11 protein-coding genes are annotated in these 12,440 nt (G+C 67.4%); 5 read left to right on the forward strand and 6 right to left on the reverse strand.

Annotated elements, in window-relative coordinates:
- Positions 1-62: 62 nt before the first annotated feature.
- Positions 63-977, reverse strand: coding sequence for a CDP-alcohol phosphatidyltransferase family protein (locus tag FOE78_RS22840; RefSeq protein ID WP_168207641.1), 915 nt, complete (start codon positions 975-977; stop codon positions 63-65).
- A 152-nt stretch (positions 978-1,129) separates the two neighbouring features.
- Here FOE78_RS22840 and FOE78_RS22845 point away from each other — a divergent pair, with 152 nt between their 5' ends.
- A complete protein-coding gene (locus tag FOE78_RS22845; RefSeq protein ID WP_143988300.1) occupies positions 1,130-1,381 on the forward strand; it encodes a PLD nuclease N-terminal domain-containing protein in 252 nt (83 codons plus the stop codon).
- Positions 1,378-2,010 (forward strand): molybdenum cofactor guanylyltransferase, encoded by a 633-nt coding sequence (gene mobA, locus FOE78_RS22850; RefSeq protein WP_168207642.1) that lies wholly within the window; start codon positions 1,378-1,380, stop codon positions 2,008-2,010. The genes FOE78_RS22845 and mobA overlap by 4 nt, the downstream gene beginning before the upstream one ends.
- A gap of 18 nt (positions 2,011-2,028) precedes the next feature.
- Here mobA and FOE78_RS22855 read toward each other — a convergent pair whose 3' ends face one another.
- Genes FOE78_RS22855 through gndA form a run of 3 tightly spaced genes read right to left on the reverse strand, consistent with a single transcriptional unit; the run spans position 2,029 to position 4,968 of the window.
- Entirely contained in the window at positions 2,029-2,928 is a 900-nt protein-coding gene (locus FOE78_RS22855) for an SDR family NAD(P)-dependent oxidoreductase (protein WP_143988302.1), read from the reverse strand.
- 47 nt (positions 2,929-2,975) lie between these two features.
- Positions 2,976-3,479, reverse strand: a complete 504-nt coding sequence (locus FOE78_RS22860; protein ID WP_228265961.1) for a gluconokinase — start codon at positions 3,477-3,479, stop codon at positions 2,976-2,978.
- A 52-nt stretch (positions 3,480-3,531) separates the two neighbouring features.
- Positions 3,532-4,968, reverse strand: coding sequence for an NADP-dependent phosphogluconate dehydrogenase (gene gndA, locus FOE78_RS22865; protein ID WP_143988304.1), 1,437 nt, complete (start codon positions 4,966-4,968; stop codon positions 3,532-3,534).
- 351 nt (positions 4,969-5,319) lie between these two features.
- Between gndA and FOE78_RS22870 the strand changes: the two genes are divergently transcribed.
- A complete protein-coding gene (locus tag FOE78_RS22870; RefSeq protein WP_143988305.1) occupies positions 5,320-6,309 on the forward strand; it encodes a helix-turn-helix domain-containing protein in 990 nt (329 codons plus the stop codon).
- A 254-nt stretch (positions 6,310-6,563) separates the two neighbouring features.
- Here the strand turns inward: FOE78_RS22870 and FOE78_RS22875 are convergent, their stop codons facing one another.
- Positions 6,564-7,223: a hypothetical protein gene (locus FOE78_RS22875; RefSeq protein ID WP_143988306.1), complete on the reverse strand. Its 660-nt coding sequence runs from the start codon at positions 7,221-7,223 to the stop codon at positions 6,564-6,566.
- Between the two features lie 1,053 nt (positions 7,224-8,276).
- On the opposite strand from FOE78_RS22875, the gene FOE78_RS22880 reads away from it, so the two are divergent.
- Positions 8,277-9,611, forward strand: coding sequence for a protealysin inhibitor emfourin (locus tag FOE78_RS22880; protein ID WP_210414725.1), 1,335 nt, complete (start codon positions 8,277-8,279; stop codon positions 9,609-9,611).
- A gap of 155 nt (positions 9,612-9,766) precedes the next feature.
- Entirely contained in the window at positions 9,767-11,389 is a 1,623-nt protein-coding gene (locus tag FOE78_RS22885; RefSeq protein WP_143988308.1) for a M81 family metallopeptidase, read from the forward strand.
- A 91-nt stretch (positions 11,390-11,480) separates the two neighbouring features.
- Here the strand turns inward: FOE78_RS22885 and FOE78_RS22890 are convergent, their stop codons facing one another.
- Positions 11,481-12,398, reverse strand: coding sequence for a LysR family transcriptional regulator (locus FOE78_RS22890; protein WP_228265962.1), 918 nt, complete (start codon positions 12,396-12,398; stop codon positions 11,481-11,483).
- Positions 12,399-12,440: the final 42 nt, after the last annotated feature.

The following is a 12,440-nucleotide window of genomic DNA, read 5'->3' on the forward strand; positions in this document are numbered from 1 at the left end:
CGTACGTTTCCTCACCGAAGCTGGAATACGTCGCCGGGCCGGACGGCCCGCGACTCGAACGACTACTCCGCGGGCGGGTTGAGGCGGCTGGAGGCGAGGATCGAGATCAGGTAGCCGGCTGCGGTGAGGAAGGCCAGCGGCAGCCCGACCACCGCCCAGATCTGGAGCAGGAACTCGGCGCCCAGCGACGGCGGCGGATCGGAGTAGGCGTGCGCACCCGGCCCGTTCGGAATGAACCACTCCACACCGACCAGCCGCAGGACCAGGTCCGCAGTGGCGATCACGAGCAAGATCAACGAGTACTCGATCGCACCGAACGCCCGGAAGAACGGGAAGAACCGCAACAGCGACCGCAGCGAACGCAGGCCACCCGAACGCGGTGCGGCGATCTCCGCATCCTCGCTCAGCTTGGGATATCCCTGGTATGCGCGAGCGACGTGAACAAGATCACCGAACGCCTTCTTCAACAGCACCAGCACCGAGGTTGCCATCCCGATCAAGGTCCAGCCACCGAGCTGGGACAGTCCCCCGTCCAGGTGAATGCCGAAGCCGATCGGCAGCGCCATCTCGGTCACGTAATGGCAGATCCGGTCGATGTAGACCCCGGCCGCCGACCGCTGGTCACGCCAGCGAGCGATCTCGCCGTCGGTGCAGTCGATCATGATCGAGAACTGGATCAGCACCGCACAAGCCAGGAACGGCCACCAACCGGGAAAGATCAACACCGCGGCCGCGAGCAGCCCGATGATCGCGATCCACCAGGTCACCGCGTTTGCGCTGATCCCGGTCGGCAACAGCAGCCGGGTGATGTAGATCGACCCCTTGCGCAGATAGAGCGCACCGGCCCAGTGCTCGGAATTTCGGCGGCCCAGCACCGTCGGCGGTTGCGCCACCGCCCGCAGCTCGGCCATCGTCGGGTGGTTCGAGCGTACGGTTCCGGGCTCGCCGGAACCGGGCGGGTGGGGGTGTTCGGACATGGCCGACAGCATAAGGTCCGGTCGACACTCCTCCGGCGCGGACCGGTCCGCCCGCACCGGGTCGATGATCGTCCGAATGACCGAGCGCACCGATCCGGTGACAGAACTGGCGGGCCGCTGCCACCGGTACAGGTCCGGACTACGCTGAGGCCATGGGTCGGTATCTGCCAATCATCATGATGGTGTTGCTCGCCATCTACTGCGTGGTTGAGGTAGCCCAGGCCCCGACGTACGCCGTTCGCCGGATGCCTCGTTGGCTATGGGCAACTGCAATCATCTGCCTGCCTCTGGTCGGGCCGATCGGCTGGCTGGTCCTCGGCCGGCCGAACCGGGAGTCCCGCAACGATTCCGTCAAGCGTCCGAAAGCACCCGACGACGACAACGATTTCCTGCGCGGCCTGTGACTGCTGAATCCGACGCCGGGGATGTCCCGCGCCCGAGCGTCGTACATCCGCGCGTTGCTGCGATTGTCCTTGCGGGCGGTCGATCCCGGCGATTCGGTTCGGACAAACTCGCCGCCCACTTGGACGGCGTCGCGTTGATCGATCACGCCGTCGGTACGCTGCCGGACGACTGGCTCGTGATCATGGTCGGGCCGCCGCGAAGGCTCGATTCGGACCGCAAGATCATCACCGTACGAGAGCAGCCGCCGGGCAGCGGACCGGCCGCGGCCCTGGTGACCGGCTTCCGTACCGCCCTCGATCACGGGATCGATCGGGTGGTCACCCTGCCCGGTGACGCACCCGGAGCCGGCATCGCGGCGGTGCGCCTGGTCGACGAGCTGTCGACGCTCGGCCCGGACGCGGCCGTGGTCGGAGTCGACGCCGAAGAGGTCGAGCAGCCGCTTCAACTCGCCCTCAGCGGGTCCGTGCTGCATCGTTTGGCTGCCCGAACCGACGTCGCCGACTTCAGCGCCCGCAATCTGCTGCCCGACCTCGGCGATTACCGCCGACTCCGGCTACCCGCCGAGCTCGTCGACGATGTCGACACCCTTGACGATCTGGCCCGGCTGAGGCGGTCTCAGGCTCAGTAGCGGCCACGACGCGATGGCTCAGGCTGCTCGCTCGTCGGGGATCGGAAAGCTGACGCCCGTGACGCGTTCGGCGGCGGTCCACAGTCGGAGTCCGGACTGCGGGTCGCTCATCAGCCGACGCGGCCGCACCTTCCACGGCGTGCCCCGGCCGACCCACCGTGGACCGATGTAGTCGCCGCCGTTCACCTCCGGCGAGACTGCGGCGTGGACCTGACTGCGAGCGCCGTCGGCCGCGGTCGAACCCAACGGTGCGCCGGTTCGATGCAGCAGCCGCGGGATGAAGCCGGGGTGCTGGGCGAACAGCCCGGTGTTCGACCAGCCGGGGTGAGCAATCACCGAGCTGACCGCCGACTCGGCGGCACGCAATCGGCGGTCCAGTTCCAGCCCGATGGCCCCACAGGCCAGCTTGCTCTGCGCATACACCAGGCTCGGGTTGTAGTGCCCGGCCAGGCCCAGACTGGGATCGATCCGCCGCGGCGCCCAGGCCACCACACTGCTCAACCAGACCACGCGGCCCGCCCGCTGCTCCAGCGCCGGCATCATCAACGCGGTAAGGCGAAAGTGGCCGAGCAGGTTGGTGGCGTGTTGCAACTCGAAGCCGTCGGAGGTCAGCGTCCGCCGCGGCACCATCGACGTGCCGGCGTTGTTGATCAAGGCATCCAGCGGCCCTCGCCGAAGTTGATCTTGGGCGAAGGCGTCCACCGACGACTGATCGGCAAGATCAAGATCAGCGATCTCGAGGGCGGCGTGCTGCACCGTCATCCGGATCCGTTGCTCTGCAGCCTTACCGCGTTCGCGATTGCGGACCGCGAGCACGATCTGAGCACCGCGTGCCGCCAGTTGTTCGGCCGAGGCGAGGCCGAGGCCGCCGCTCGCTCCGGTGATCAGGATCCGCCGTCCGGCCAGGTCGTGGGTCATGGCCCAACCCTAGATTTCCTCACCCGGACAGCGAAACCGCGCCCGGCTCAGCTGCGCAGGCCGAGTTCGCGAACGGCCTGATCGACGATTCGTTCCGGAGCTTGATCAATGTCCACCACCAGGCCCGGCTCGTCCGGTTGCAACCGTTCCAGGGTGTCCAATTGCGAGTCCAGTAGAGCCGGCGGCATGAAATGATCTTGCCGCGCCGTCATCCGCCGCCTGATCACTTCCGGGTCGCCGTCCAGATGCAGGAACCTGACATCCGCGTCGGCTGTCTGCAGCAGATCCCGGTAGCTGCGCTTGAGTGCGGAGCAGGTGATGATCACACTGCCCGGCGCGGCACTGATCCAATTCCGCAGGGATTCCAACCAGGGCAACCGATCCGCGTCGGTCAGCGGGATCCCGTCGTGCATCTTGGCCACGTTGGCGGCCGGATGGAAGTCGTCCGCCTCGGCCTCCTGCCAGCCGAGTCGGCGGGCCAGCAACTCGGCCACCGTCGTCTTCCCCGACCCCGAAACTCCCATCACCACCACAGCCGACGTGTCAGCCACTGGTTTGGTCATAGCCAAACCACCGACTGACAACTCGGCGTTGAGGGAGGTGTCACTGCTGGGTTTCGGAGCGGTCGAGGCTCCACTCGGTGTGGAAGGTGCCTTCCTTGTCCACCCGGTGGTAGGTGTGCGCACCGAAGTAGTCGCGCTGGGCCTGGATCAACGCGGCCGGCAGCCGATCGGCGCGGATGCCGTCGTAGTAGGCCAGCGAGGACGAGAAGGCCGCCGTGGGTACGCCGTTCTGCGCGGCACCGGCGACGATCCGCCGCCAGGCCTCCAGGCCGGAGCTGACCGCCTCGGCGAAGTAGTCGTCGGCCAGCAGCAGCGGCAGCTCCGGGTCGCGCTCGTACGCCTCGGTGATCCGGTTCAGGAAGCGAGCCCGGATGATGCAGCCGCCGCGCCAGATCCGGGCCATCGCACCCCGGTCGATGTCCCAGCCGTACTCCTTGCTGGCGGCTGCGATCTGGTCGAAGCCCTGGGAGTAGGCGACCACCTTGGACGCGTACAACGCCTGCCGGACGTCCTCGATGAAGGCGTCACGATCCTTGATCTCCCAGTTCGCCGTCTTGCCGGCCAGCTTGGCCCGGGCGGCCTCACGCTGCGGCACCGAACCGGACAGCGCCCGGTCGAAGGTCGCCTCGGCGATACCGGTGATCGGCACACCGAGATCGAGAGCGTTCTGAACCGTCCAGCGGCCGGTGCCCTTCTGCTCGGCCCGGTCCAGGATGATGTCGACGAACGGCTTGCCCGTCTCGGCGTCGACGTGCGCCAGCACCTCGGCGGTGATCTCGATCAGGAACGACTCCAGGTCGCCGGTGTTCCACTGCTTGAAGATCTCGGCGATCTCGGCCGCGGAAGCGCCCAGCCCCTGCCGCAGCAGGTCGTAGGCCTCGGCGATCAGCTGCATGTCGGCGTACTCGATGCCGTTGTGCACCATCTTGACGAAGTGGCCGGCGCCGTCCGGGCCGATGTAGGTGCAGCAGGGCACGCCGTCGACGTGGGCGGAGATCTTCTCCAGCATCGGACCGAGGGACTCGTACGACTTGGCCGAGCCTCCGGGCATGATCGACGGCCCGTTCAGCGCGCCCTCCTCCCCACCGGAGACGCCCATCCCGACGAAGTGCAGATTGTGCTCGGCCAATTGCTGTTCCCGCCGGATGGTGTCCGGGAAGTGCGCGTTGCCGGCGTCGATCACGATGTCGTCCGGCTCCAGCAGCGGAATCAGTTCGTCGATCACCGCGTCGGTGCCGGCACCCGCCTGCACCATGATCACGATCCGCCGCGGCCGCTCCAGCGACGCCACGAAGTCCTTCATCGACTCGCTCGGGAGGAACGTGCCTTCGTCGCCGTGATCGGCGATCAGCGACTGGGTCCGCGCATAGGTGCGGTTGTGCAAGGCGACCCGGTAGCCGTTGCGGGCGAAGTTGCGCGCCAAGTTGCGCCCCATCACCGCCAGTCCGGTGACCCCGATCTGCGCGAGTTCTGACATCTACCGACTCCTTCGTACGTCTGCTGTCTGGCCTCAATTGCCCGGCGTCCATCGGCCCGGCGTCCGCTCCGTCAACCTGATCCGCGGCCCGGCCAGGCTCGATCCGGCGACCCATCTTCGCATCGACCGCGCGCGGGCGCGTACAGGTCTCATTCATGCCGGCCGAGATCGTCGGCTCGGCGGCCCTGACTGATCAGCTTTGGCGTCATCAGCTGGAATCGCCGTACCTGCCGCGCACGGTGCCGATCCGATTGCACTAGCCTGCGGATTGGACCTGCAGAACCGTAGGCAGGATCATGCCGCATCGGGAAAAAGCGCCATCGCTGCCGGCGACGTCGCGAAGGGGTCTGAATGCTCGAGATCTTCGACATCGACGAGGAGTCGGAGCGACTCTACGGACGGCTGCTGGCGGTCGGAAACGCGCCGATCGAGAAGCTCGCCGACGGACAGCCGATGGTCGAGATCGAGGAACGACTGGCGACCCTGCATGAGCGGGGGTTGGCGGTGCGCGAGGTGAGCGGCTGGTGGCTGGCCGTCCCGCTGCCGGACGCGTTGCGGGCGTTGCGGGCCAAGCGGACGGCAGAGCTGGATGCGCTGGTGGCGTCGGCGGATGCCGCCCAGACTCGGTTGATGGCGATGTCCGACGGCGGCGACAGCGGACTGCGGTCGCTGATCGGCCGGGAAGAGGTGCAGTCGGCGCTGAACGAGATCGCCGGTCGGGCTCGCTTCGAGATCTGCGGTTTCGACAAGCCCCCGTACGTGACCACCCGGGCCCCGACGCGGGAATGGCTGGAATCGAATTCGGCGGAATTCCAGGCCCTGCTGCGCGGAGTCCGGATCCGATCGATCTACCATCCGGGCTTCGATGAGAATCGGCTGGCCGAGATGGCGTTGTTCCACGAGGTCGGTGAACGTGCCCGGACCGGGGACGTACCGATGAAACTCGTGGTGGTGGATGCTGTCGTCGCCTTCACGCCGGCACCGGCCTCGTACGCGCCGGACCAGGAGACGCGGGCGACGCTGGTCCATCATCCGATCATGGTGGAGGCGTTGCAGTCGTTGTTCGAAGCGGTCTGGCATCGCTCGCTGCCGATCGACACCACCAGCAGCGGCGTGGCCGCCGATCCTCGCCGCGATCTGCTGGTTTCGTTGTTGATGAGCGGCGCGACCGACGTCGCGATTGCGAACCAACTCGGGGTCACCGAGCGATCAGTACGTCGTTGGATCGCCAGTCTGATGGACGACCTGGAAGTGCAGACACGTCTCCAACTCGGCGCCGCCCTGGCGCGGACCGAAGCACTTCGCTCCGACAACCGGCGGTTGGCCGAGGACGACGCCTAGGAGGGTGCTGAATAAGACGCTCGTCGCGAGCGGCGTGATGTGCGTGCATGTCGTCGCAGGGCGACGCTCCACGTCGACACGGCAAGGCGCGCGAGCGAGGGCGTGCGTCAGCACGTTGAGCGAGTGCATGTCGGCGCAGGGCGACGCTCCGCGTCAACACGCCGCCGATGTACGTGCAGCGCGTTGCTCAGCAGAGCGGATTGTTCAGCACGCTCCTGGGCCAACCTGGCTGGCTCGGGACGTGACCGCTCAGCTCAGTTGCTGAACAGCGAGTGAATGTCGGTCACGGACGCCTCGGCGGTCGCGGCACGCGCGCCGTTGAGGGTCGCGGCGCCGTTCAGACTGCCGGCCCCATTGAGCGAACCGGCACCGTTCAGCGAATCTGCACCGGTCAGACTACCTGCACCGTTGAGGGAACCGGCACCGTTCAAGGTGGCAGCACCGTTCAGCGAACCTGCGCCATTCAGACTGTCGGCCCCATTGAGCGATCCGGCACCGTTCAAGGTAGCAGCCCCATTCAGCGAGTCGGCACCGTTCAGACTCCCGGCGCCGTTCAAGCTGTCGGCACCGTTCAGCGAACCGGCGCCGTTCAAGGTGGCAGCCCCGTTGAGCGAGCCAGCACCGTTCAAGCTGTCGGCCCCGTTCAGCGAACCGGCGCCGTTCAAGGTGGCAGCGCCGTTAAGCGAGTCGGCACCGTTCAGCGAACCCGCGCCGTTCAAGTTGCCGGCACCGTTCAAGCTGCCGGCACCGTTGAGCGAACCAGCGCCGTTCAGGGTGGCGGCTCCGTTGAGACTTGCGGCACCATTCAGCGCGTCCGCACTCGCGGCCTGAACACCGCAGAATCCGACCGCCAAGGCGAGCGCCGTCGCAGCCCCAGCGATTCGGCCGGCACGCCGGACAGAGACCTCAGTCATGGATGATTTCCTTTCCCCCAAGCGCCAGCACCCTCGACCCTGGAGGCCCGGGTGACTCGGACCGGCGCCCGTGCTGTTCAACCTACTTTTGCTCTTCGTGACGTACCCGAGACCACGAACGTCCAAAACCGGACATGTCCGGTATAGGACAAGACGGTCGGATCGTGCTACTGTTCCCGATACCGGCAGCGCCCGTGGCTCTGAGACATCAGAACCACGGGCGTCACCCGGGGGATGTGATCAGTGCCCGCCTCGCGGCGGTCACTCATCGGCTAGCGATGGGCCGTTCGAGCAGCGCCGACCACTCGGGCCTGTCGCCAGACTAGGAGGGTATTGACCTCATCAGAGGCCAGCTACCCGCGCTCGCATCTTACCAAGAAAACTTCCGATCAGTTGCGGTCAGTCCATCAATCTGTCCGCATGCCCAGGGAGCTCGGGGACCCTTTGGCGGATGGGAGGTTTTCGGCAACGGTTGCGCGCCACGCGGGGCCAGACGACGTCGGGGGACGTCCCGGTCAATCCAAGCGTGGCGACGCATCCAGCCGTCCGAGTCCATGTCCAAGCTCGGCCAACCCTCTGGGCCCGGGACGGGGGTCATCATCCCGGTGCCCAACGACTGATCAACCGTCAAGATCGCTCCCGGGGGAATCGCTGAGCGATCTTTCGCAGCCGGCCCGTGGTGCGTCGGGTTCACCACGGCCGTACGGTCGAACGTCGGTCGAAGACTGGATGCGCCGCCCACGTCAGGAGCTCCAACGCCGATGATCAACTTCGGCCGACGGATCGCCCGCCGGAACCGGAGATCCAAGCGTTGCGGTGCAAGCACGATGCTAGTTGCCTGAGAACTGACCTCGGGTACCTTTCAGCCGTCCACTACCGGACATTTCCGGTAGTGGACAGCGTTTGTCCTAAGCCTGGATAAGGCGGTCTGCCGACGGCCCACCGCAACCCTCGCAGCTGCCTCCGTACGCCATGGCGACGCTGATGCCGACGTTTTGTCGGACCGCCGAGCTAGCGTCAACGACGCGATCAACTACGGCGTTGGAGGCTGCCATGTCCTGTCATTTCATTCCGACCTATCTCTTGCAGCACATCATCGACAACACGGCCGATGATGATCACCACGCAGCCCTGTGCCGGTCGACGCTGCAGATCGACGACCGGGTCAGACAGCGGCGCCGACTTGTTGATCATGGACCGGCAGCCGATGCGGACGACGCACGACGTACGGTCTACACCGCAGCCAACACCGAAGACCTGCCCGGAACCGTTGCCCGCAAAGAGGATGATCCGCCGGCCGGCGATGCTGCGGTCGACGAGGCATGGGCGTCGTCGGGTCAGATCTGGGATCTGTTCGCAGACGTCTGTCAACGGCAGTCCGTGGACGGTCGCGACACCCCGATCAAGATCACGGTCCATTACGGACGGGATTACGACAACGCCTTCTGGGACGGACAACAACTGGTTTTCGGTGATGGCGACGGGGTGATCTTCACCCGATTCACCAAGCCGATGGACGTGATGGCACACGAATTCACCCACGGCGTTACGCAATACACCGCCGCGCTCACCTACCAGGGCCAGTCCGGCGCCCTGAACGAGAGCATCTCCGACGCGTTCGCCGCGATCTGCAAGCAATGGGTCAACGGCCAAACGGCCGAGCAGGCCGATTGGCTGATCGGCGAGGGATTGTTCATGCCCGGAGTCCAGGCAAAGGCCTTGCGTTCGATGAAGGATCCCGGCACGGCCTACGACGACCCTCGTCTGGGCAAGGACCCGCAGGTCGGATCGATGGCCGACTACGACAACACCACTGACGACAACGGCGGCGTGCACATCAATTCCGGGATCCCCAACCGGGCGTTCTATCTGACGGCCACCGCACTGGGCGGTCACAGCTGGGATCAGGCCGGCCCTGTCTGGTATCGCGCGTTGACCGGCAGCGAGGTGGGCGCCGACACCGACTTCGCCGGCTTCGCCAACGCCACCGTCGAGGCCGCCCGGCAGCTGTATCCCGACCACGCGGATGTCGCGGACAAGGTCCGTCAGGCGTGGGCGACGGTGGGGGTGCTCGACGCGGACACCGCCCCGGCCGCGGCCGGCTCCGGCGGCGCGGTCGGCGCAGCGGTTCCGACGGTCGCCATCCGCCGCAGCGGCGGCATCACCGGGGTCAGCCGAAGTGCCACCATCGATGCCGACAGTGAGCGTGGCCGCCGGCTCAGCGCCCTGCTCGACCAGACCGACTTCTCCCGTCTCGCCAGTTCCCCGCCGCGACCGGACCGGTTCGTCTACACCGTTCAGTACGCCGGCCAGGAGATCACCGTCGGTGAGCAGGACCTGCCATCCGGCCTGTCGGCCGCGTTCCGGACGGCGCTGGACGAGTCCTGACCGACCTCGGGTCGGCTGGGCGTTACCCGAGGTTGGCCGCACCACCGAGTGCGGACAGCCGGGTTGACAGCGAGCGGCGGGCAGGTCGGCCACGCGCGGGCGAGCGGCAGATGGAATGATCCGTGATCATCAACTCTCAGCGGAAGGATGCAGGCATGGCCCTGCCGGCGTCACAGATCTGGTCCGGTTCACTTCCCCCTATCGAGGCCGGCGGCATCGCCCGGCCACGGATCGGGATCGGCGGCATGTCGATCGAGGCCAGCACCTTCTCCCCGCATGTCAGCGGACCCGAGGCGTTCACGGTGCGGCGCGGGAAGGAACTGATGGACTACTACCCCTTCTTCGTCGGTCCCGGATCGACTGTCGACGACCGGCTGTCCGAGGCGCGCGCGGCCGTTGATGATCTTGGCCCGGAGGCGGACTGGGTGCCGCTGGTGCACGCCCGGTCGCTGCCGGGCGGTGCGGTTGATCCCGACTTCTACGTCGCGGTCAAGGACGAACTGATCGCTGCGGTCCGCGCCTCGATCGCCGAGGACGGTCCGTTCGACGGCTTCTACTTCGACATCCACGGCGCGATGAGCGTGCTCGGCATGACCGACGCCGAGGGCGACCTGGCCACCGCACTGCGGGAGGCGCTCGGCCCCGACACCCTGATGTCCACCTCGATGGATCTGCACGGCAACGTGTCCCGGGAACTGCTGGACGCCACCGACCTGATCACCTGCTATCGGATGGCGCCGCACGAGGATGCGATGAACACCAAGCAGCGGGCGGTCTTCAACCTGCTGTCCCGATTGCGCGCAGGTACCGGGTCGGACCCGCAGGCTCGGCGGCCGTACAAGGCCTGGCGGCAGGTCCCGGTCCTGCTGCCGGGTGAGAAGACCAGCACCCGGCTGGAGCCGGCCAAGAGCATCTATGCCGAGGTCCCCGAGGTCGAAGCGCTCGACGGCGTCGTCGATGCGGCGATCTGGGTCGGCTACGCCTGGGCCGACGAGCCGCGCTGCCAGTGCGCGGTGGTCGTCACCGGGGACGATCAAGACGTAATTGCGCGGGAGGCCGAGCGGTTGGCCCGGCTCTACTGGGAGGCCCGGGAGGATTTCGTCTTCGTCGCCGATGCGCTACCGCTGGGCGAGGCTCTCGACGCGGCGCTGGCCGACGGCGCACCCCGCCCGTTCGTGATCTCCGACTCCGGTGACAATCCGACCGCCGGCGGCACCGGCGATGTGTCCTGGACGCTGGGCGAACTGCTGCAGCGACCGGAACTGTCCGACTCGGATGCGTCGAGGACGGAGCTCACCGTCATCCACGCGTCGATCTTCGATCCGGTCGCGGTGGCTGCCGCCGTCGAGGCCGGCGTCGGAGCAACCGTCCGGGTCGACGTCGGAGGCCACGTCGACGGCGGCCCGCGTGGCCCGGTGCCGATGACCGCCGAGGTGTTCTCGATCACCGCGGGGGATCCGACGGCGGGCACGCAGGTCGTGCTCCGGCAGGGTTCGGTGTACGAGATCGTGACCGAACGCCGCAAGCCGTTCCACAAACTCGCCGACTTCACCAAGCTCGGCCTCGATCCGCAGTCGGCGGACATCATCCTGGTCAAGATCGGCTACCTGGAGCCGGAGTTGTACGAGCTGGCCGCCGGCTGGAAGCTCGGCCTCACCCCCGGCGGCGTAGATCAAGATCTGCTCCGACTCGGCCACCATCGGCTGCAACCCGGCGTGTTCCCGTTCGACACCTCGGCGACCGATCCCGACCTGACGCCGGTGGTGACCCGCCGCTGATCCCTTGCGCGATCATCCCGGGCCGATCGCGGCAGTGCGCCCGTGACCTCCGCGGGGTGGCCGTGCCGGGCTCGCGAGCGCGCCCGACGCTTCAGCGGAGGCCGGCGGCGGTCAGCGCTGGACCGCGACGGCGCAACAGGCGCTGCATGGCCGCGGCCAGACTGGTCGGTCTGCTGTCCGGCCAGACCGCGCCGACCTCACGCTGGGCGACCGGCCGGGCGATCGCGACCTCGACTCCGCCACTGCCGGCGGCGGCTCGATCCTGCGGCACCAAGGCCACCCCGAGTCCGGCGGCGACCAGACCCCGTACGGTGTGCAGGTCGTCGCCCTCGAAGGCGACCCGGGGCTCGAAACCGGACTCGCCGGCCAACTCGTACAGGAGCGAATGCAGCCCGAAGCCCGGCTTCAGGCTGATGAAGCGCTCGTGGGCCGCTTCGGCCAGGTCCACTCGAGCGGCGGAGGAGAATCGGTGACCCGCCGGCACCAGCAGGACCAGCGGCTCGGTGTGCAGCGACACCGCGACCAGCTCCGGCCGGTGCTCGATCGGCGCGATCAGTGCGATCTCGGCGGCGCCCGAGTCCAGCGCGTCCAGACAGCTGCCGCGTGACCCTTGGGTGAGCTCGAACTTCGTCCGCGGATGGTCGGCCAGGAACGCCCTGATCAGGTTCGGCACCACCCGGTCGCCGAGGGTGTTCTGGAAGGCGATGCTCAACGTTCCGTACGCCTGGGAATCCCGTTCGCGGACGGCATCCGCCCCCGCCGCGGCGGCGGCCAGCGCGGCCCGGGCGTGCGGCAGCAGGGCCTCACCGGCCGGCGTCATCCGGATCCCGCGGCCGTGCTTCTCGACGATCGGTGCCCCGAGAACATCGCCCAGCCGCGCCAGTCCGCGGCTGACGGTCGGCTGCGGCAGCCCGAGCACGTCGGCCGCTGCTGTGACCTGGCCGGTGTCACCGACGGCGACCACCAGCGGGAGCAGCGGAAGCAGACGACGCTGAACAACCTCATCCACGGCAGACCACATCCATAGCAACAGCGTATTGAATGTCGAGGT

It is taken from the genome of Microlunatus elymi (genome assembly GCF_007362775.1).
GTDB classification, from domain to species: Bacteria; Actinomycetota; Actinomycetes; order Propionibacteriales; family Propionibacteriaceae; genus Microlunatus; species Microlunatus elymi.

Excerpts from the sequence above, each read along its gene's own strand:
- gndA (WP_143988304.1), bottom strand. The coding sequence starts at position 4,968 with ATGTCAGAACTCGCGCAGATCGGGGTCACCGGACTGGCGGTGATGGGG.
- FOE78_RS22845 (WP_143988300.1), top strand. The coding sequence starts at position 1,130 with ATGGGTCGGTATCTGCCAATCATCATGATGGTGTTGCTCGCCATCTAC.
- FOE78_RS22875 (WP_143988306.1), bottom strand. The coding sequence starts at position 7,223 with ATGACTGAGGTCTCTGTCCGGCGTGCCGGCCGAATCGCTGGGGCTGCG.
- FOE78_RS22870 (WP_143988305.1), top strand. The coding sequence starts at position 5,320 with ATGCTCGAGATCTTCGACATCGACGAGGAGTCGGAGCGACTCTACGGA.
- FOE78_RS22840 (WP_168207641.1), bottom strand. The coding sequence starts at position 977 with ATGTCCGAACACCCCCACCCGCCCGGTTCCGGCGAGCCCGGAACCGTA.
- FOE78_RS22880 (WP_210414725.1), top strand. The coding sequence starts at position 8,277 with ATGTCCTGTCATTTCATTCCGACCTATCTCTTGCAGCACATCATCGAC.
- FOE78_RS22885 (WP_143988308.1), top strand. The coding sequence starts at position 9,767 with ATGGCCCTGCCGGCGTCACAGATCTGGTCCGGTTCACTTCCCCCTATC.
- FOE78_RS22855 (WP_143988302.1), bottom strand. The coding sequence starts at position 2,928 with ATGACCCACGACCTGGCCGGACGGCGGATCCTGATCACCGGAGCGAGC.